Source organism: Rhizobium sp. KDH_Rht_773_N (assembly GCF_052946295.1).
Genome location: NZ_CM129525.1, coordinates 2,099,936 through 2,118,524 on the forward strand (window position 1 = coordinate 2,099,936; position 18,589 = coordinate 2,118,524).

The 18,589-nt window shown below is 61.7% G+C and carries 19 protein-coding genes; 16 read left to right on the plus strand and 3 right to left on the minus strand.

Features of this window, described 5'->3' with window-relative positions:
- Window positions 1-46: 46 nt before the first annotated feature.
- Window positions 47-754, minus strand: coding sequence for a uroporphyrinogen-III synthase (locus ACU8HS_RS10505; RefSeq protein WP_447015850.1), 708 nt, complete (start codon window positions 752-754; stop codon window positions 47-49).
- Between the two features lie 5 nt (window positions 755-759).
- Complete coding sequence (hemC, locus tag ACU8HS_RS10510; RefSeq protein WP_112572874.1) at window positions 760-1,689, minus strand: hydroxymethylbilane synthase; 930 nt, start codon at window positions 1,687-1,689, stop codon at window positions 760-762.
- 72 nt (window positions 1,690-1,761) lie between these two features.
- On the opposite strand from hemC, the gene tsaD reads away from it, so the two are divergent.
- Genes tsaD through ACU8HS_RS10535 form a run of 5 tightly spaced genes read left to right on the plus strand, consistent with a single transcriptional unit; the run spans window position 1,762 to window position 5,263 of the window.
- Complete coding sequence (gene tsaD / locus ACU8HS_RS10515; RefSeq protein ID WP_447015851.1) at window positions 1,762-2,859, plus strand: tRNA (adenosine(37)-N6)-threonylcarbamoyltransferase complex transferase subunit TsaD; 1,098 nt, start codon at window positions 1,762-1,764, stop codon at window positions 2,857-2,859.
- Window positions 2,856-3,839: an NAD(P)H-dependent glycerol-3-phosphate dehydrogenase gene (locus tag ACU8HS_RS10520; RefSeq protein ID WP_113413265.1), complete on the plus strand. Its 984-nt coding sequence runs from the start codon at window positions 2,856-2,858 to the stop codon at window positions 3,837-3,839. The genes tsaD and ACU8HS_RS10520 overlap by 4 nt, the downstream gene beginning before the upstream one ends.
- A gap of 9 nt (window positions 3,840-3,848) precedes the next feature.
- Window positions 3,849-4,142, plus strand: coding sequence for a YciI-like protein (locus ACU8HS_RS10525; RefSeq protein WP_112572868.1), 294 nt, complete (start codon window positions 3,849-3,851; stop codon window positions 4,140-4,142).
- A gap of 5 nt (window positions 4,143-4,147) precedes the next feature.
- Window positions 4,148-4,579, plus strand: coding sequence for an EVE domain-containing protein (locus tag ACU8HS_RS10530; RefSeq protein WP_112572867.1), 432 nt, complete (start codon window positions 4,148-4,150; stop codon window positions 4,577-4,579).
- Window positions 4,580-4,585: 6 nt separating this feature from the next.
- Window positions 4,586-5,263: a class I SAM-dependent methyltransferase gene (locus ACU8HS_RS10535; RefSeq protein ID WP_377313065.1), complete on the plus strand. Its 678-nt coding sequence runs from the start codon at window positions 4,586-4,588 to the stop codon at window positions 5,261-5,263.
- Here ACU8HS_RS10535 and ACU8HS_RS10540 read toward each other — a convergent pair.
- The gene (locus tag ACU8HS_RS10540; RefSeq protein WP_112571915.1) at window positions 5,230-5,724 is read right to left on the minus strand and encodes a hypothetical protein; all 495 of its coding nucleotides are present in this window, start codon (window positions 5,722-5,724) and stop codon (window positions 5,230-5,232) included. The genes ACU8HS_RS10535 and ACU8HS_RS10540 overlap by 34 nt on opposite strands.
- Window positions 5,725-6,027: 303 nt before the next feature.
- Between ACU8HS_RS10540 and sdhC the strand changes: the two genes are divergently transcribed.
- The 11 genes from sdhC (at window position 6,028) to ACU8HS_RS10595 (ending at window position 18,574) form a co-directional block, all read left to right on the plus strand.
- Window positions 6,028-6,420: a succinate dehydrogenase, cytochrome b556 subunit gene (gene sdhC, locus ACU8HS_RS10545; RefSeq protein WP_112756509.1), complete on the plus strand. Its 393-nt coding sequence runs from the start codon at window positions 6,028-6,030 to the stop codon at window positions 6,418-6,420.
- An 11-nt stretch (window positions 6,421-6,431) separates the two neighbouring features.
- Window positions 6,432-6,812, plus strand: a complete 381-nt coding sequence (gene sdhD, locus ACU8HS_RS10550) for a succinate dehydrogenase, hydrophobic membrane anchor protein (RefSeq protein ID WP_112571911.1) — start codon at window positions 6,432-6,434, stop codon at window positions 6,810-6,812.
- Between the two features lie 7 nt (window positions 6,813-6,819).
- Complete coding sequence (gene sdhA / locus ACU8HS_RS10555; protein ID WP_162702949.1) at window positions 6,820-8,661, plus strand: succinate dehydrogenase flavoprotein subunit; 1,842 nt, start codon at window positions 6,820-6,822, stop codon at window positions 8,659-8,661.
- Window positions 8,662-8,676: 15 nt separating this feature from the next.
- The gene (locus ACU8HS_RS10560) at window positions 8,677-9,456 is read left to right on the plus strand and encodes a succinate dehydrogenase iron-sulfur subunit (RefSeq protein ID WP_007822372.1); all 780 of its coding nucleotides are present in this window, start codon (window positions 8,677-8,679) and stop codon (window positions 9,454-9,456) included.
- The gene (locus ACU8HS_RS10565; RefSeq protein WP_447015852.1) at window positions 9,453-10,166 is read left to right on the plus strand and encodes a nucleotidyltransferase domain-containing protein; all 714 of its coding nucleotides are present in this window, start codon (window positions 9,453-9,455) and stop codon (window positions 10,164-10,166) included. The genes ACU8HS_RS10560 and ACU8HS_RS10565 overlap by 4 nt, the downstream gene beginning before the upstream one ends.
- Before the next feature lie 249 nt (window positions 10,167-10,415).
- A complete protein-coding gene (locus tag ACU8HS_RS10570; RefSeq protein WP_112571929.1) occupies window positions 10,416-10,922 on the plus strand; it encodes a protease inhibitor Inh/omp19 family protein in 507 nt (168 codons plus the stop codon).
- 48 nt (window positions 10,923-10,970) lie between these two features.
- Complete coding sequence (zapE, locus tag ACU8HS_RS10575) at window positions 10,971-12,134, plus strand: cell division protein ZapE (protein WP_113412695.1); 1,164 nt, start codon at window positions 10,971-10,973, stop codon at window positions 12,132-12,134.
- A gap of 174 nt (window positions 12,135-12,308) precedes the next feature.
- Window positions 12,309-13,271 carry a malate dehydrogenase gene (gene mdh, locus ACU8HS_RS10580; RefSeq protein WP_112571905.1) on the plus strand — a complete coding sequence of 321 codons (963 nt, stop codon included), beginning with the start codon at window positions 12,309-12,311 and terminating at the stop codon, window positions 13,269-13,271.
- A gap of 36 nt (window positions 13,272-13,307) precedes the next feature.
- Window positions 13,308-14,501, plus strand: coding sequence for an ADP-forming succinate--CoA ligase subunit beta (sucC, locus tag ACU8HS_RS10585; RefSeq protein WP_447015853.1), 1,194 nt, complete (start codon window positions 13,308-13,310; stop codon window positions 14,499-14,501).
- Window positions 14,502-14,519: 18 nt separating this feature from the next.
- The gene (gene sucD / locus ACU8HS_RS10590; protein WP_112571901.1) at window positions 14,520-15,422 is read left to right on the plus strand and encodes a succinate--CoA ligase subunit alpha; all 903 of its coding nucleotides are present in this window, start codon (window positions 14,520-14,522) and stop codon (window positions 15,420-15,422) included.
- Window positions 15,423-15,589: 167 nt separating this feature from the next.
- On the plus strand, window positions 15,590-18,574 hold the full coding sequence (locus ACU8HS_RS10595; RefSeq protein WP_113412697.1) for a 2-oxoglutarate dehydrogenase E1 component: 2,985 nt from the start codon (window positions 15,590-15,592) through the stop codon (window positions 18,572-18,574).
- Window positions 18,575-18,589 lie beyond the last annotated feature (15 nt).

Consider the following 18,589-nt stretch of genomic DNA (forward strand, 5'->3'; position numbering starts at 1 on the left):
GGCATTTAAGGGAAGAGGTTAGATCAAATTTGGGCGGCTAAAGCCTTCAAAGCAGCGACAAAAGGCTTTTTTCATCCGGCATCGGCGAAATCTCCAGGGCTCTCCTCAAGAGCGGTGGAACAGCTTCCGCAACAGTGTTGCTGAGGCAGATGAGACGGATTTTCGGCAGCCGCAGCAGAAGGGGTTCCACCTGCGGGATATTAAACAGATTTCCGGCCGTTTGACGCGAGTAGAAAAGAACCGCATCGGGAGGGTTGTTCGTCAGAAGAGCCGTCACGGTTTCCGGGTTGGGAGCAAGCGGCTCCATCCGGTAACATTCAGCCACGGAGAAATGCCGCCCGAGCTCCTTCAGTCGCGCCTCGAAGGTTTCGGCGCGGGGATTGCCGGCGAGATAGACGAGTCCGTCGATATTGTCTGCCGCGATCAAATCGGCCAGGTCGCGGCCGCTGCCGGATGACGCCGTGACCAAGCGGAACCCCAGCCTGCGGGCCTCGTCGGCTGTCGTTTCGCCGACGGCAAAGACATGGCGCGAAAGGTGGCGTGAAAGTGCCTCGCCCAGGGGCTCCAAGCTGCGCACCGCTTCGGCACTCGTTACGGCGACCGGTCCGGCGGTTGTTTCCAGAGCCTGGCGCGCGGCTGCCATGTCGTGCACGGGGCGGGCAAGCGGCAGCAAGAGCGGTTCGTGGCCCAGCTCGCGTAAACGTTGAGCGGTTCGCTCGCCCGAATGCGCCGGACGGGTGACGAGCACGCGCATAAGGACTAGCTCCAGTCCTCGAAGAAGCTGCTGCCGGCCCTTGCACGTACATCCTGTCCGGCGCGGGTGCCGAGTGCAGCCGCATCGCGGCGATGACCGTCGACGGTGATCGCATGCTGGTGGCGGCCGTCCGGCGTGAGGATGAGGCCAGAGAAGCGGATCTGATCGCCCTCGCAGACGGCATAACCGCCGATCGGCGTGCGACAGGATCCGTCAAGAGCGGCAAGGAAAGCGCGCTCGCAGGAGACGGTGTCGAAGGTCGGCGCATCGTTGATCGGCGCCAGCAGCTCATCGATCCTGGCATCGCCGATGCGGCTTTCGAGACAGATGGCGCCCTGTGCCGGGGCGGGCGGGAAACTGTCCGGATCGAGAATGTCGGTGATGACCTCGACCTTGCCGAGACGCTTGAGACCGGCAAGCGCCAGAAGCGTCGCGTCAACCTCGCCTTCCCGTAGCTTGCGCAAGCGTGTGTCGACAAGGCCGCGGAAGGTGATGACGTTGATATCGGGCCGCATGCGGCGGATGAGGGCCTGACGGCGAAGCGAGGACGAGCCGACGGTTGCGCCATGCGGCAGGTCGATCAGCTTTGGTGCCGTGCGCCCGACGACGGCGTCGCGGATGTCTTCGCGCGGAAGGTAGGCGGAAAGGTAGAGGCCTTCCGGAAGGACCGTCGGCATGTCCTTGCTGGAATGCACGGCGAAATCGAGATCACCGGCGACGAGCTGCTGCTCCAGTTCCTGGGTGAAAAGTCCCTTGCCGCCGATCTCGGCCAGCGAACGATCGGTGATGCGGTCGCCCTTGGTCGTCAGCACGACGATTTCGAACATCTCCTCCGGCAGGTTGTGGGCTGCCATCAGCCGATCGCGGGCTTCGTGTGCCTGTGCCAGCGCCAGCGGGCTGCCGCGCGTGCCGATCCGGAAAGGTTTTGTTTGCATCCGCTTTGATCCGTTGTTACCGGAGTTCTCGTAAACGGGTTTAATCCCTATCGCAATCAACGAACAGGTTTCATGGCTCCCTTTCTGCGCATTCTCGGGATCGAGACAAGCTGCGACGAGACGGCCGCCGCAGTCGTCGAGCGCGATGCGGAAGGCCGCTCCAACGTGCTGTCGGATGTCGTTCTTTCCCAGCCGGACGAGCACAGCGCCTATGGCGGCGTGGTGCCGGAGATCGCCGCACGCGCCCATGTCGAGGCGCTGGACGAGCTCATCGACGAGGCGCTGAAGCGCGCCAATGTGTCGCTCTCGGATGTCGATGCGATCGCGGCGACCTCAGGTCCCGGCCTGATCGGTGGCCTGCTTGTGGGGCTTATGACCGGCAAGGCGATCGCCAGGGCGGCCGGCAAGCCGCTTTATGCGGTCAACCATCTGGAAGGCCATGCGCTGACGGCGCGGCTGACGGACGGGCTTTCCTTTCCCTATCTGATGCTGCTCGTTTCCGGCGGCCATACGCAGCTCATCCTCGTGCGGGGTATCGGCGATTATGAACGCTGGGGCACGACGATCGACGATGCGCTCGGCGAGGCCTTCGACAAGACGGCAAAACTGCTGGGCCTTCCCTATCCCGGCGGTCCGGCGGTGGAGCGGATGGCGCAGACAGGCAATGCCGATCGTTTCAATTTCCCGCGGCCGCTGGTCGGCGAAGCACGGCTCGACTTTTCCTTTTCCGGCCTGAAGACGGCCGTGCGGCAGGCGGCGACCGAAATCGCGCCGCTGACCGATCAGGATGTCGCCGATATCTGCGCCTCTTTCCAGAAGGCGATCTCCCGCACGATGAAGGATCGTATCGGCCGCGGTCTGCAGCGGTTCAAGGTGCAATTCGCTAATCTGCCGCAAAAGCCGGCGCTGGTGGTTGCCGGCGGTGTCGCCGCCAATCAGGAAATCCGCAGCACGTTGCAGGCGCTGTGCGACAAGAACGGTTTCCGCTTCATCGCGCCGCCGCTCAGGCTCTGCACCGACAATGCCGTGATGATCGCCTGGGCGGGACTGGAGCGTATGGCCAAGGGAGTTGCGCCTGACGATCTCGACGTGCAGCCGCGCTCGCGCTGGCCGCTCGATTCCAGGGCCGAGACGCTGATCGGCTTCGGGAAGCGAGGAGCCAAGGCATGAGCGAGCGCATCGCGGTCGTCGGATCGGGGGCTTTCGGCACGGCGCTTGCCGCCGTCATCGCCCTGACCGGGCGAAATTCGGCCGTTCTCGTCGGCCGCAATCCCGCGCTGATTGAAGATCTGAAGACCGAACGACTGCACGAGGCTGTGCTGCCCGGCATTCCGCTGCCTGAAGCATTGGAATTTTCCGCCGATGCGGACGCGATCGGAAGGGCCGGCATTGTGCTTTTTGCCATGCCCTCGCAGGCACAGGCGGATGCCGCACGGCAGTATGGTCCTTATCTGGCTAAGGATGCGGTTATCGTCACCTGCGCCAAGGGCATCGAACGCAAGACCGGCGCGCTTTTGACGGACATGCTGGAACAGGAACTGCCCGATCATCCTGTCGGCGTGCTGTCGGGTCCGGGCTTTGCCGCCGATATCGCCAAGGGGCTGCCGACGGCCATGGCGATTGCCGCCGCCGACATGCAGGTGGCCGAGCGGCTGGCGCAGGCGATCTCCGGCCGCACGTTCCGCCTCTATGCTTCGGCGGACCGTATCGGCGTGCAGCTTGGCGGCGCTTTGAAGAACGTTCTGGCGATCGCGTGTGGTATCGTCGAAGGCAGCGGCATTGGCGATTCGGCACGTGCCGCACTGATTGCCCGCGGGCTTGCCGAGATGTCGCGTCTCATCGTTGCCAAGGGCGGCCATGCCGATACCGCGCGGGGGCTTTCCGGCCTCGGCGATCTGGTGCTGACGGCAACCAGCCATCAGTCGCGCAACCTGCGTTTCGGCATTGCGCTCGGGCGCGGCGAAAAGGTCGATCCGTCCCGTGGCGAGCTGGTGGAAGGCGCTTTTGCAGCGGCGGTTGCCTCGCGGCTTGCCGGAGAACTCGGTGTCGAGATGCCGATCACCGATGCGGTTTCGGCGATCATCGAGGGCAAGCTCGGCATTTCCGAAGCCATCGAACAATTGATGACACGTCCGATTACGACCGAATAGGAGACAGACATGCTTTTTGCCCTTCTCTGCAAGGACAAGCCCGGCCATCTCAACGTGCGTATGGAAACGCGCCCGACCCATCTCGATTATCTCAACAGGCTGAATGCGGAGGGCAAGCTTGCCATGGCCGGCCCGTTTCTCGACGCGGAAGGCAAGCCGAACGGCAGCCTCGTGATCGTCCATGCCGAAACGGCTGACGAGGCCAAGGCGCTCGGCGCGGCCGACCCTTACGCGCTGGCCGGTCTTTTCGAAAGCGTCGAAGTGAAGCCCTTCAACTGGGTCTTCAACAAGCCGGAGGCTTGAGCGGGATGGCGCACTGGCTTTACAAATCCGAGCCTTCGGCCTGGTCCTGGGAACAGCAGAAGGCGGCAGGCGAGAAGGGCACCGAATGGACCGGCGTGCGCAACTACCTGGCACGCAACAATATGCGGGCCATGCAGATCGGCGACAAGGGTTTCTTCTATCATTCCAATGACGGGCTGGAGATCGTCGGTATCGTCGAGGTCTGCGCGCTGTCGCATCCGGATTCGACGGCCAAGGGCGATGACCGCTGGGATTGCGTCGATATCCGCGCGGTCATGGATGTGCCGAAGCCGGTGACGCTGAAGGACATCAAGGCAAACGAGAAGCTGTCCAAGATGTCGCTGGTCACGTCGATGCGGCTTTCCGTGCAGCCGGTGACGGACGAGGAATGGGTTGAAGTCTGCCGCATGGGCGGCCTCGACAACCCGCCGCGCTGAGCAGCCGTGAAAACCGATCCGGAAATCTTCATCCGCGCCAATACCAGCCTGCTTGCGCCGCCGCATGTGCCGGAAATCCGGCTCTATCTGGCGAGTGAAGCTCATGAGCTCTGGCTGAAGACGGAAGAGGAGCTGGAAGCAATCGGCCTGCCGCCGCCTTTCTGGGCATTCGCCTGGGCGGGCGGGCAGGGGCTGGCCCGCTATGTTCTCGATCATCCCGAAACGGTTCGCGGCAAGCATGTCCTCGATTTTGCGAGCGGTTCCGGACTGGTGGGAATTGCCGCGGGCAAGGCAGGAGCCGCAAAGGTGCTGGCGGCCGATATCGATCCGTGGGCGCAGACGGCGGTGCGGCTGAATGCGGCGGCCAATTCAGTTTCGCTGGATTTCACCGGCTCCGATCTCATCGGCCAGAACATAGACGCGGATGTCGTGCTTGCGGGCGATGTCTTTTACGACAAGGCTTTCGCCGCCGCGCTGATACCGTGGTTCGAGGCGCTGGCAGACGCTGGCAAGGACGTACTGGTCGGCGATCCGGGGCGAGCTTATCTGCCGAAAGACAGGCTGGAATTGCGGGCAGTCTATGAAGTGCCGGTCACACGAGCGCTGGAAGACAGCGAGATCAAGAAGACGAGTGTCTGGCGGTTCAGGCCTCAGGGCCTGATGACGCAGACATTGGCTTCATAAGAGCAGGGATCGTCGGCAATCCCGACATCGATGACCTTGGCTCTCGGCACAAGCTCCCGTGCGGGCGCGGCCGCACGATAGTACCCGTCGCCCCCGACATAGGTTCCGCCATCCGTCTGATAGGCATAGGAGGAACCGGCGTAGAGGCCGTTGCCTGGGGGATTCCGATCATAGTTCGCAGACGGGGACGCGATGACGACGATATTGCCGCGGCCGTAACGGCTTACCCCCGGATAGTTGAACTGCTTCAGAAAAGGCGTTCGGGGGCGATAGCGGACGACGTGGTTGCGGGTGAAGTGCAGGCCATTCTCCCAATGGGTATGCCTGCCAAGGAACACGCCGTCGTTAAAGCCGCGATGGCGCGGAAAACGATGATCGGCATTGCGCTCTCCGGCCGCGGCAGGCAGTGCCGTCAGCACCGCAAGGACAACAAGGGCGGTCTTGGACAGACTGCGAAACATGGGCCAAACTCCGAAACGCTAACAAATCGTTAACGCCAGATTGCGCCAAAAGCCTGATCTTGTCCACGCAGGCGTGTGGTCAGCTTATAAATTGAGCGAAAGAGACGAGTTTCGCGGTCATGAAAACTTCCCGGTAACGCGAATCGATTAAATTAAAAGCAGGCAGCAATTATGCTTGTCGTCAGGGATTTCGGTGATTAAACGTCGAGATTGATGCAACGCACACAGAATTTTGTCATTCGTGTGGTTGACAGAGAAAAGCCCCTGACATCAAGGGCAAAGAGAAGACGCCGCGAGGTTCTGATGGCGAATGTGACAAACCGGCCCCTGTCGCCGCATCTGCAAATTTACAAGCCAATTCCCACCATGGTCATGTCCATCGTTCACCGTATCACCGGTGGCGCTTTGTACTTCGGTACGTTGCTGGTCGCCTGGTGGCTGATCGCGGCCGCCACCGGCCAGGCCTATTACGACTGGGCCAACTGGGTGCTTGGCAGCCTTATCGGAAAGCTTGTCCTGCTCGGTTATACCTGGGCGCTGATCCACCACCTGCTCGGCGGCTTCCGTCACTTCATGTGGGACCTCGGATATGGCTTCGAGAAGGAATTCTCGACCAAGCTCGCCATCGCCAATATCATCGGATCGCTCTGTCTGACCGTGCTGGTCTGGGTGATCGGCTTCATCATTCGCTTCTGAAGGTCGCACTCATGGATATGCGCACTCCTCTGGGCAAGGTTCGCGGCCTCGGCTCCGCCAAGGAAGGGACGGACCATTTCTGGCGCCAGCGCCTGACGGCCGTCGCCAACGTGCCCCTCATCATCTTCTTCGCGATCTTCATGATCGTCTATGCCGGCGCGCCTTATGCCGATGTGGTTCGAGCGCTTTCGAACCCGTTCGTTGCCGTCGTCATGGGTCTGGTGGTCATCTCCGGCACCATTCACATGAAGCTCGGCATGCAGGTCATCATCGAAGACTACGTTCACGGCGAGATCGGCAAGCTGCTGCTCCTGATGCTGAACACCTTCTTTGCGGTTCTCGTCGCCGGCCTCTGTCTCTTCGCCATTCTGAAAATTGCATTCGTAGGATAACCGTATCATGGCACCGTCTTCACCCGCTCAGAATGGGAAGGCCTACACCTATGTCGACCATTCCTATGACGTCATCGTCGTCGGCGCCGGCGGCGCCGGCCTGCGCGCCACGCTCGGCATGGCCGAACAGGGCTTCCGCACCGCCTGCATCACCAAGGTGTTCCCGACCCGTTCGCACACGGTTGCCGCCCAGGGCGGCATTGCCGCCTCGCTGCAGAACATGACGCCAGACAGCTGGCAGTGGCACCTCTACGACACCGTCAAGGGTTCCGACTGGCTGGGCGATGTCGATGCCATGCAGTATCTCACCATGGAAGCGCCGAAGGCGGTCTATGAGCTGGAGCATTACGGCGTGCCCTTCTCGCGCAACGAGGAAGGCAAGATCTACCAGCGCCCGTTCGGCGGTCACATGCAGAATTACGGTGAAGGTCCGCCGGTGCAGCGCACCTGCGCTGTCGCCGACCGTACCGGCCACGCGATCCTGCACACGCTCTATGGCCAGTCGCTGCGCAACAACGCCGAATTCTTCGTCGAATATTTCGCGCTCGACCTCATCATGTCCGACGATGGCAGCCGCTGCACCGGCGTCGTTGCCTGGTGCCTCGACGACGGCACGATCCATCGCTTCGCCGCCAAGATGGTGGTGCTTGCGACCGGCGGTTACGGCCGCGCCTATTTCTCGGCAACGTCGGCCCATACCTGCACCGGCGACGGCGGCGGCATGATCGCACGTGCCGGCCTGCCGCTGCAGGACATGGAGTTCGTGCAGTTCCATCCGACCGGCATCTACGGCTCCGGCTGTCTGATCACGGAGGGCGCCCGCGGCGAAGGTGGCTACCTCGTCAATTCCGAGGGCGAGCGCTTCATGGAGCGCTATGCGCCGTCGGCCAAGGATCTGGCGTCGCGCGACGTCGTTTCGCGCTGCATGACGCTGGAAATTCGCGAAGGCCGCGGTGTCGGCAAGAACAAGGACCACATCTTCCTGCATCTCGACCATCTCGATCCGGCCGTTCTGCACGAGCGCCTGCCGGGCATTTCGGAGAGCGCCAAGATCTTCGCCGGCGTCGATGTGACCCGCGAGCCGATCCCGGTCCTGCCGACCGTCCACTATAATATGGGCGGCATTCCGACGAATTACTGGGGCGAGGTCCTGAATGCCGACAGCGCCAACCCGGAACGCGTCATTCCCGGCCTGATGGCCGTCGGCGAAGCCGGCTGCGCCTCGGTTCACGGCGCAAACCGCCTCGGCTCCAACTCGCTGATCGACCTCGTGGTCTTTGGACGCGCCGCCGCTATCCGCGCCGGCGAGATCATCGACCGCAACGAGCCCGTGCCGGCGCTGAATGTTGCTGCCTGCGACAAGATCATGGACCGTTTCGACGGCCTGCGTTACGCCAATGGCGGTACGCCGACGGCGGTGCTGCGCGAGAAGATGCAGCGCGCCATGCAGGAAGACGCCGCCGTGTTCCGCACGCAGGAATCGCTGGAATCCGGCTGCCGCCGCCTTTCGGAAATCTGGGGCGAGCTCAAGGACATCAAGGTCACCGACCGCTCGATGATCTGGAATTCGGACCTTGTCGAGACGCTGGAACTGCAGAACCTGATGGCCAATGCCATCACGACGATCTACGGCGCCGAGGCCCGCAAGGAAAGCCGCGGTTCGCATGCCCGCGAAGACTATACGTCCGGTCCGTTCGCCGGCCGCGACGACGTGAACTGGCGCAAGCACACGCTGGCCTGGGTGAACGAGGCTGGTGATGTGAAGCTCGACTACCGGCCTGTCCACACCGACCTCATCGCAGACGGTATCGATCCGCACAAGATCGAGCCGAAGGCGCGCGTATACTGATCAGAGGAACCTGACATGGTTGAACTCGCTCTCCCCAAGAACTCCCAGATGCGCGAAGGCAAGGTGTGGCCGAAACCGGCGGGTGCCAAGAACACCCGCGAGTTCCGCGTCTATCGCTGGAGCCCGGATGACGGCCAGAACCCGTCGATCGACACGTTTTATGTCGATGTCGACGATTGCGGGCCGATGGTTCTCGACGCTCTCCTCTACATCAAGAACAAGATCGACCCGACGCTGACGCTGCGCCGTTCCTGTCGTGAAGGCATTTGCGGTTCCTGCGCGATGAATATCGACGGCACGAACACGCTTGCCTGCACCAAGGGCATGGACGATATCAAGGGCACGGTGAAGATCTACCCGCTGCCGCACATGCCCGTCGTCAAGGACCTGGTGCCGGATCTCAGCAATTTCTATGCCCAGCATCGCTCGATCGAGCCCTGGCTGAAGACGGTTTCGCCGACGCCGGCCAAGGAATGGAAGCAGAGCCATGAGGACCGTCAGAAGCTCGACGGCCTCTACGAGTGCATTCTCTGCGCCTGCTGCTCGACCTCCTGTCCGAGCTACTGGTGGAACGGTGACCGTTACCTCGGTCCGGCCGTGCTATTGCAGGCCTATCGCTGGCTGATCGATTCCAGAGACGAAGCCACCGGTGAGCGTCTCGACAATCTCGAGGATCCGTTCCGCCTTTATCGTTGCCACACGATCATGAACTGCGCGCAGACCTGCCCGAAGGGTCTGAACCCGGCCAAGGCAATCGCCGAAATCAAGAAGATGATGGTCGAGCGCCGCGTGTGAGTGCCGCCATATCAGCCGGCATCGATGGTTTTGATCCCGAGGCGGTCGCCGAAATTCGTTCGCGGCTCGCCTCGGTCAAACAGCAGGGCATCCGCATCGGTTTCGCGATCGAAAGCGGAAGCCGTGCCTGGGGCTTTCCCTCGCCCGACAGCGATTACGACTGCCGGTTCATCTATGTCCGCCCGCTTGCCGATCATCTCGCACTTGTCTCGCATCGGGACGTGATCGAGTTTCCAATCGTGGGCGATATCGACACCGGCGGCTGGGATCTGCGCAAGGCGCTGCTGCTTGCGCTCAAAGGCAATGCGGTCGTGGTAGAATGGGTGAAATCGCCCGTCGCCTATGAGGAAGAGCCGGGGTTTCTCAGCCGTCTCTCCGAGGTGCTCGACGCGATCATGGTGCCGCAGAAGGTCGCAATGCATTATGTCGGCCTCCTGCGCAGCCATTGGCAAGCGCATGGAGACGGGCCGATCAAGCTCAAGAAGCTGCTCTATGCGATTCGCCCGGCAATTGCGCTGGAATGGATGCGGGCAACTGATTTTCAGAGATTGCCGCCGATGAACATGATGGAATGTCTGTCGGCTGTCGTTATCGATGAGGCATTGCGCGAGGCAATCCACGATCTGGTGATCGTCAAGGGCCGGACGCGGGAGATGGGCGAGGGCCTGCCGCCCAAGCGCATCCAGTCCCTTTCTGGCCGCGTCGATTGAACGCCATGCAGATCTTGCCGAGCGTATCAAACCTGATCAGGATGCGGACAGTCGGGCACATCACCGTGCTGACATATTTTATCAGCAAGAAGTCCAGCGCGCGCTTGGTTGAATTGTGCCGGTTTCGCCATAGGTGTCACGAAGGCCGATTTGCATTGTGCTGACTTGATTAACCAAAGTGAAATACGGTAATTCGAACCCAGAATTGAAATATCTCTGCGGTTGAGGCGGACATTCGGGAGCTTGATGATGCAGTTTCGATATGTGGTGACGGGTCTAACGGCCGCTCTGGCCCTGGCGGGATGCCAACGCACCTCATATGACTACAGCAGTAACAGCGCACCTCCACCGCTCACCGCGCAGCCCGTACCTTCCGTACAGGGCGGCCAGCTTCCGCCTCCGACCGGGCAGTTTCCTGCTGCTCCGACCTCGACAGCGCCGATGGCCGGTGTCCAGCCGGGCGGTGCTGCACCTGCGACCGCCATGGATGTCACCAAGGAATCGATGGTCGGCAGCTGGCGCGTCAACGGCAGCTGCGACATGTTCCTGACGCTAACCAATCTCGGCAGCGGCTCGCGCGGCGGTACGCGCGGCTGCGTCGGCGAATTGACGGCGATGGGCTCCTGGGAAGTGTCCGGCAAACAGGTTCTGCTCAAGGACCGCAGCGGCAACCAGATCGGTTCCGTCTACAAGGTCGCCGACAACAGCTTCAGCGGCCAGACTTCGACCGGGCAGCCGATCAACCTCAGCCGGTAAGACAATCCGGCGGGTTCCCGCCGGTTACGCATAGGCGGACAAGCCCTCATGCAGCCAATGCCAGACTATTCGCTCAGCGTCACCGAGCAGCTCAAATCGCTGACGGTTTCGGGGACGTTGCAGGTCGATTCCGCCCAGATGGATGTGGCGAAATGCCTCGACCGGGTGCTCGCTTCCCTTAAACAGAAGCGGCCGGCCGCCAAGAGCAGCGCGCTCGGCTGGCTGTTTGCCTCCAAAAAGAAGAACGAGGCCGGCATCCGGGGCCTCTATATTCACGGCAGCGTCGGGCGCGGCAAGACGATGCTCATGGACATGTTCTTCCAGATGGCGCCCTGCCGGAAAAAACGACGGGCGCATTTCCATGAATTCATGGCCGACGTGCATAACCGCATCGCTGCCCACCGCCAGAAGCTCAAGAACGGCGAGGCGAAGCAGGCCGATCCGATGCCGCCGGTTGCCGCCCAGCTTTTCGAGGAAGCGGAACTGCTCTGTTTCGACGAATTCACCGTCACCGACATTGCCGATGCGATGATCCTGTCGCGGCTGTTTTCCGAGCTTTTCGCGCGCGGCTGCGTGCTGGTGGCAACCTCGAATGTCGAGCCTGACAATCTCTACAAGGACGGTCTCAATCGCGGGCTTTTCCTGCCCTTTGTCAGCCTCCTCAAGAAACATGTCGAGATCGTCACGCTCGATTCGCCGACCGACTACCGGATGGAAAAGCTGGACAGCCAGCCGGTCTATCTCGTCCCGATCGACGAGCGCACCGACATGGCCATGGATGCCTCCTGGACGCAGGCGCTGCATGGCCGCAAGGCGCAGCCGATTGAGATTGCCATGAAAGGGCGGGCGATCCATGTGCCGCTCGCCGTCGATCGCATGGCGCGCTTTTCCTTCTCCGATCTCTGCGACAAGCCGCTGGGTGCGGCCGACTTTCTGGCCATCGCCGAAAGGTTCGACACGGTCTTCGTCGATCACGTTCCCTTGCTTGGCCCGGAAAAGCGGAACCAGGTCAAGCGTTTTATCATTCTCATCGATACGCTCTACGATCACGGCGTCCGCCTTTGCGTTTCCGCTGCCGCCATGCCCGAAGACCTGCTTGTCGAAAGACGCGGCACGGAAGGCTTCGAATTCGACCGCACGGTATCGCGCCTGTTCGAGATGAGAAGCGCGGAATATCTGGCGGCGCACCATGAACGGCGGGCTGCCGAGTAACAGTTTGGTGACAATTTATCTTACGTTTACGTAAGAATTTTGGTATCTAAACGATTGAAATTGCTGCACCAAAAATAATGGATTGCCATTTTTTGGCTTTAGGTCTATGCGATTGCGGCATTGGGCGATGCCCGCGCGTCGCCCGACGGATTTTGATCGCAAAGGAAAAGCGAAATGGCGCGTAACAAGATCGCACTCATCGGTTCTGGCATGATTGGTGGCACGCTGGCGCATCTCGCCGGCCTGAAGGAGCTGGGCGATATCGTCCTCTTCGACATTGCCGACGGCATTCCCCAGGGCAAGGGCCTCGATATCGCACAGTCCTCCCCGGTCGAAGGCTTCGACGCCAATCTGACTGGCGCCAGCGACTATTCCGCGATCGAAGGTGCCGACGTCTGCATCGTCACCGCCGGCGTTCCGCGCAAGCCGGGCATGAGCCGCGACGACCTTCTCGGCATCAACCTGAAGGTCATGGAGCAGGTCGGCGCGGGCATCAAGAAATATGCCCCGAACGCTTTCGTCATCTGCATCACCAACCCGCTCGACGCGATGGTCTGGGCGCTGCAGAAGTTCTCCGGCCTTCCGGCCAACAAGGTCGTCGGCATGGCCGGCGTTCTCGACTCCTCGCGCTTCCGCCTTTTCCTCGCCAAGGAATTCAACGTTTCCGTCCAGGACGTCACGGCCTTCGTTCTTGGTGGCCACGGCGACACGATGGTGCCGCTTGCCCGCTATTCGACCGTTGCCGGCATTCCGCTGACCGACCTCGTCACCATGGGCTGGGTCACCAAGGAGCGCCTCGAAGAGATCATCCAGCGCACCCGTGACGGCGGCGCCGAAATCGTCGGCCTGCTGAAGACCGGTTCGGCCTATTACGCTCCGGCCGCTTCGGCGATCGAAATGGCTGAATCCTACCTCAAGGACAAGAAGCGCGTTCTGCCCTGCGCGGCCCATCTCTCGGGCCAGTACGGCGTCAAGGACATGTATGTCGGCGTTCCCACCGTCATCGGTGCCGGCGGTGTCGAGCGCATTATCGAGATCGATCTCAACAAGACCGAGAAGGAAGCCTTCGACAAGTCCGTCGGCGCCGTTGCCGGCCTTTGCGAAGCCTGCATCAACATCGCGCCTGCCCTCAAGTAATCGGCGCGCTGACCCAATCGAAATAGGGACAAACCCATGAATATTCATGAATATCAGGCCAAGGCTCTGCTGAAGAGCTACGGTGCGCCGGTTGCGGAAGGCGTTGCTATCCTCAAGGCTGACGAAGCCGAGGCTGCCGCCAAGTCGCTTCCCGGTCCGCTCTACGTGGTCAAGAGCCAGATCCATGCCGGCGGCCGCGGCAAGGGCAAGTTCAAGGAGCTGTCGCCCGAAGCCAAGGGCGGCGTGCGTCTCGCCCGCTCCATCGAAGACGTCGTTGCCAATGCCAAGGAAATGCTCGGCAACACGCTGGTAACGGCCCAGACCGGCCCGGCCGGCAAGCAGGTCAACCGCCTCTACATCGAAGACGGCGCCGACATCGCTCGCGAACTCTATTGCTCGCTGCTGGTCGACCGCTCGGTCGGCAAGGTCGCCTTCGTCGTTTCGACCGAAGGCGGCATGGATATCGAGGCGGTTGCCCATGACACGCCGGAGAAGATCCACACGATCGCCATCGATCCGGCTGCAGGCGTCACCGCTGCCGATGTCGAGAAGATCTGCAAGGCGCTGGCTCTCGACGGCGCTGCCGCGGAAGATGTCAAGTCGCTCTTCCCGATCCTCTACAAGGCCTTCGACGAGAAGGACATGTCGCTTCTCGAAATCAACCCGCTGATCGTCATGACCAACGGCCACCTGCGCGTTCTCGACGCCAAGGTTTCCTTCGACGGCAACGCGCTCTTCCGCCATGACGACGTCAAGGCGCTGCGTGACGAGACCGAAGAAGACACCAAGGAAATCGAGGCCTCCAAGTGGGATCTCGCCTATGTGGCGCTCGACGGCAACATCGGCTGCATGGTCAACGGCGCAGGCCTTGCCATGGCGACGATGGACATCATCAAGCTCTACGGCAAGGAGCCGGCGAACTTCTGCGACGTCGGCGGCGGCGCCGGCAAGGAGAAGGTTGCTGCGGCCTTCAAGATCATCACGGCCGATCCCAAGGTCGAAGGCATTCTCGTCAACATCTTCGGCGGCATCATGAAGTGCGATGTCATTGCCGAGGGCGTCATTGCCGCGGTCAAGGAAGTCGGCCTCAAGGTTCCGCTCGTCGTGCGCCTTGAAGGCACCAATGTCGAGCTCGGCAAGAAGATCCTGAACGAGTCGGGCCTGGCCATCACCGCGGCCGACGACCTGGACGACGCGGCCAAGAAGATCGTCGCAGCGGTCAACGGCTAATTTGAAGGATCTGAAAGAATGTCTATTCTCGTCAACAAAGACACCAAGATCCTCGTTCAGGGTCTGACCGGCAAGACCGGCACTTTCCATACCGAACAGGCGCTCGCCTATTACGGCACGCAGATGGTCGGCGGCATCCACCCGAAGAAGGGCGGCGAAACCTGGACCGGTGCCAAGGGCGAAAGCCTGCCGATCTTCGCGACCGTTGCCGAGGGCAAGGAAAAGACCGGCGCAGACGCGACCGTCATCTACGTTCCGCCGGCAGGCGCAGCCGATGCGATCATCGAAGCGATCGACGCCGAGATCCCGTTTATCACCTGCATCACCGAAGGCATTCCGGTCATGGACATGGTTCGCGTCAAGGCTCGCCTCGACCGTTCCAAGTCGCGCCTGCTCGGACCGAACTGCCCGGGTATCCTGACGCCGGAAGAATGCAAGATCGGCATCATGCCGGGCTCGATCTTCCGCAAGGGTTCGGTCGGCATCGTTTCCCGTTCGGGCACGCTGACCTACGAAGCCGTCTTCCAGACCTCCAACGAAGGTCTCGGCCAGACGACGGCAGTCGGTATCGGCGGCGACCCGGTCAAGGGCACCGAATTCATCGACGTGCTCGAAATGTTCCTGGCCGACGAAGCCACGACCTCGATCATCATGATCGGCGAAATCGGCGGCTCGGCTGAAGAAGACGCTGCCCAGTTCCTCAAGGACGAAGCCAAGAAGGGCCGCAAGAAGCCGATGGCCGGCTTCATCGCCGGCCGCACCGCGCCGAAGGGCCGCACCATGGGCCATGCCGGCGCTGTGGTTTCCGGCGGCAAGGGCGATGCGGAATCGAAGATCGCGGCGATGGAATCGGCTGGCATCAAGGTGTCGCCCTCTCCGGCGCGCCTCGGCAAGACGCTGGTTGAAGTCCTCAAGGGCTGAACCAACCTATATATCCCGGGCGGAGGAATGGCATCCCGGCCTCCGCCCGGCTCTCCATTTTAATGCGGATGCGCCGCGGACAGGCGGCAATCGGAATGCGGCAGCCGGCGATGAAGCCGGCAAATTCATCTAAGTCAGGAGGCGGGCGGAAGCGTCCGCATATCACCATGGCACGGCAAGAAGCCAACGAGCAATTTCAGATCACTTCGTTTCTGGATGGCGCCAATGCTGCCTATATCGAGCAGCTTTACGCCCGCTATGAAGACGATCCCAACTCGGTCGACGACCAGTGGCGGTCCTTCTTCAAGGCGCTGGAGGACGATCCGAACGATGTGAAGAAGGCGGCCAAGGGCGCTTCCTGGCGCAAGAAGAACTGGCCGCTGCAGGCAAGCGGCGATCTCGTCTCGGCGCTCGATGGCGACTGGGGCATCGTCGAAAAGGTCATCGAGACCAAGGTGAAGGCCAAGGCCGAAGCTGCCGGCCAGCCGGCCAGCACGACCGACGTGCTGCAGGCGACGCGCGATTCCGTCCGCGCCATCATGATGATCCGCGCCTATCGTATGCGCGGCCACCTTCATGCCAAGCTCGATCCGCTCGGCATCGCCGCTCCGGTCGAGGACTATCACGAGCTTTCGCCTGAAAATTACGGCTTCACGGAGGCCGACTACGATCGCAAGATCTTCATCGACAACGTGCTCGGCCTCGAATACGCGACCATCCGCGAGATGATCGAAATCCTCGAGCGCACCTATTGCTCGACGCTCGGCGTCGAATTCATGCACATCTCCAATCCGGAGGAAAAGGCATGGATCCAGGAACGTATCGAAGGTCCGGACAAGGGCGTTGCCTTTTCGGCCGAAGGCAAGAAGGCGATCCTCGCCAAGCTCGTCGAAGCCGAGGGCTACGAACAGTTCCTCGACGTCAAGTTCAAGGGCACCAAGCGTTTCGGCCTCGACGGCGGTGAATCGCTGATCCCGGCGCTGGAACAGATCCTGAAGCGCGGCGGTTCTCTCGGCCTCAAGGAAGCCGTGTTCGGCATGGCCCATCGCGGCCGCCTGAACGTGCTCTCCCAGGTCATGGGCAAGCCGCACCGCGCCATCTTCCACGAATTCAAGGGCGGCTCCTACGCACCGGACGAAGTCGAAGGTTCCGGCGACGTGAAGTACCATCTCGGTGCTTCCTCCGACCGCGAATTCGACGGCAACAAGGTGCACGTCTCGCTGACGGCCAACCCGTCGCATCTCGAAATCGTCGACCCCGTCGTCATGGGCAAGGCGCGCGCCAAGCAGGATATGAGCGCCACCGTCTGGGACGGCGACATCATTCCGCTGTCCGAACGCGCCAAGGTTCTGCCGCTGCTGATCCATGGCGACGCGGCCTTTGCCGGCCAGGGTGTCATCGCCGAAATCCTCGGTCTCTCGGGTCTGCGCGGCCATCGCGTCGCCGGCACGATGCACGTCATCATCAACAACCAGATCGGCTTCACCACGAACCCGGCCTTCTCGCGCTCGTCGCCCTATCCGTCCGACGTCGCCAAGATGATCGAGGCGCCGATCCTGCACGTCAACGGCGACGATCCGGAAGCCGTCGTCTATGCAGCCAAGGTCGCGACCGAATTCCGCATGAAGTTCCACAAGCCTGTTGTGGTCGACATGTTCTGCTATCGCCGCTACGGCCACAACGAGGGCGACGAGCCGTCCTTCACCCAGCCGAAGATGTACAAGGTCATCCGCGGCCACAAGACGGTTCTGCAGCTCTATGCGGAACGTCTCGTTCGCGAAGGCCTTCTTACCGACGGCGAAGTCGAGAAGATGAAGGCCGACTGGCGCGCCCATCTCGAGCAGGAATTCGAGGCCGGCCAGCATTACAAGCCGAACAAGGCCGACTGGCTGGACGGTGAGTGGTCCGGCCTGCGCACGGCAGACAATGGCGACGAACAGCGCCGTGGCAAGACCGCCGTGCCGATGAAGACGCTCAAGGATATCGGCCGCAAGCTGTCGGAGATCCCCGAGGGTTTCAACGCGCACCGCACGATCCAGCGCTTCATGGAAAACCGCGCCAACATGATCCAGAGCGGCGAAGGCCTGGACTGGGCGATGGCGGAAGCGCTTGCTTTCGGTTCGCTCGTGGTCGAGGGCCACAAGATCCGTCTGTCCGGCCAGGATTGCGAGCGCGGCACCTTCTCGCAGCGCCATTCGGTTCTCTACGATCAGGAAACCGAAGAACGTTACATCCCGCTTGCCAACCTGTCGCCGACTCAGGCCCGTTACGAAGTCATCAACTCGATGCTTTCGGAAGAAGCCGTTCTCGGCTTCGAATACGGCTATTCGCTGGCTCGCCCGAACGCGCTGACGCTCTGGGAAGCCCAGTTTGGCGATTTCGCGAACGGTGCGCAGGTCGTCTTCGACCAGTTCATCTCGTCGGGCGAACGCAAGTGGCTGCGCATGTCGGGTCTCGTCTGCCTGCTGCCGCACGGCTACGAAGGACAGGGTCCGGAACATTCGTCGGCCCGTCTGGAGCGTTATCTTCAGCTCTGCGCCGAGGACAACATGCAGGTCGCCAATGTTACGACGCCGGCGAACTACTTCCACATCCTGCGCCGCCAGCTGAAGCGCGACTTCCGCAAGCCGCTGATCCTGATGACGCCGAAGTCGCTGCTGCGCCACAAGCGCGCTGTCTCGACGCTTGCCGAACTGGCCGGCGAATCCTCCTTCCACCGTCTCCTGTGGGACGATGCGGAGGTCATCAAGGATGGTCCGATCAAGCTGCAGAAGGATGCCAAGATCCGTCGCGTCGTCATCTGCACCGGCAAGGTCTATTACGACCTGCTGGAAGAGCGCGAAAAGCGCGGCATCGACGACATCTACCTGCTGCGCATCGAGCAGCTCTATCCGTTCCCGGCCAAGGCGCTCATCAACGAGCTGTCCCGCTTCCGGAATGCAGAGATGGTCTGGTGCCAGGAAGAGCCGAAGAACATGGGCGCCTGGTCGTTCATCGACCCGTATCTGGAATGGGTGCTGGCCCATATCGATGCAAAGTACCAGCGCGTTCGTTACACCGGTCGCCCGGCAGCCGCCTCGCCGGCAACGGGCCTGATGTCCAAGCATCTGTCGCAGCTTGCCGCGTTCCTCGAGGATGCGCTGGGCGGCTAACAAAAAGGAGAGGCG

Bases quoted from the DNA above. Each gene is read 5' to 3' on its own strand.
- sdhD (WP_112571911.1), top strand. From the start codon at position 6,432: ATGGATATGCGCACTCCTCTGGGCAAGGTTCGCGGCCTCGGCTCCGCC.
- mdh (WP_112571905.1), top strand. From the start codon at position 12,309: ATGGCGCGTAACAAGATCGCACTCATCGGTTCTGGCATGATTGGTGGC.
- ACU8HS_RS10560 (WP_007822372.1), top strand. From the start codon at position 8,677: ATGGTTGAACTCGCTCTCCCCAAGAACTCCCAGATGCGCGAAGGCAAG.
- sucD (WP_112571901.1), top strand. From the start codon at position 14,520: ATGTCTATTCTCGTCAACAAAGACACCAAGATCCTCGTTCAGGGTCTG.
- ACU8HS_RS10530 (WP_112572867.1), top strand. From the start codon at position 4,148: ATGGCGCACTGGCTTTACAAATCCGAGCCTTCGGCCTGGTCCTGGGAA.
- hemC (WP_112572874.1), bottom strand. From the start codon at position 1,689: ATGCAAACAAAACCTTTCCGGATCGGCACGCGCGGCAGCCCGCTGGCG.
- tsaD (WP_447015851.1), top strand. From the start codon at position 1,762: ATGGCTCCCTTTCTGCGCATTCTCGGGATCGAGACAAGCTGCGACGAG.
- sdhC (WP_112756509.1), top strand. From the start codon at position 6,028: ATGGCGAATGTGACAAACCGGCCCCTGTCGCCGCATCTGCAAATTTAC.
- ACU8HS_RS10505 (WP_447015850.1), bottom strand. From the start codon at position 754: ATGCGCGTGCTCGTCACCCGTCCGGCGCATTCGGGCGAGCGAACCGCT.
- sdhA (WP_162702949.1), top strand. From the start codon at position 6,820: ATGGCACCGTCTTCACCCGCTCAGAATGGGAAGGCCTACACCTATGTC.
- ACU8HS_RS10520 (WP_113413265.1), top strand. From the start codon at position 2,856: ATGAGCGAGCGCATCGCGGTCGTCGGATCGGGGGCTTTCGGCACGGCG.
- ACU8HS_RS10540 (WP_112571915.1), bottom strand. From the start codon at position 5,724: ATGTTTCGCAGTCTGTCCAAGACCGCCCTTGTTGTCCTTGCGGTGCTG.
- ACU8HS_RS10595 (WP_113412697.1), top strand. From the start codon at position 15,590: ATGGCACGGCAAGAAGCCAACGAGCAATTTCAGATCACTTCGTTTCTG.
- ACU8HS_RS10570 (WP_112571929.1), top strand. From the start codon at position 10,416: ATGCAGTTTCGATATGTGGTGACGGGTCTAACGGCCGCTCTGGCCCTG.
- sucC (WP_447015853.1), top strand. From the start codon at position 13,308: ATGAATATTCATGAATATCAGGCCAAGGCTCTGCTGAAGAGCTACGGT.
- ACU8HS_RS10525 (WP_112572868.1), top strand. From the start codon at position 3,849: ATGCTTTTTGCCCTTCTCTGCAAGGACAAGCCCGGCCATCTCAACGTG.
- zapE (WP_113412695.1), top strand. From the start codon at position 10,971: ATGCAGCCAATGCCAGACTATTCGCTCAGCGTCACCGAGCAGCTCAAA.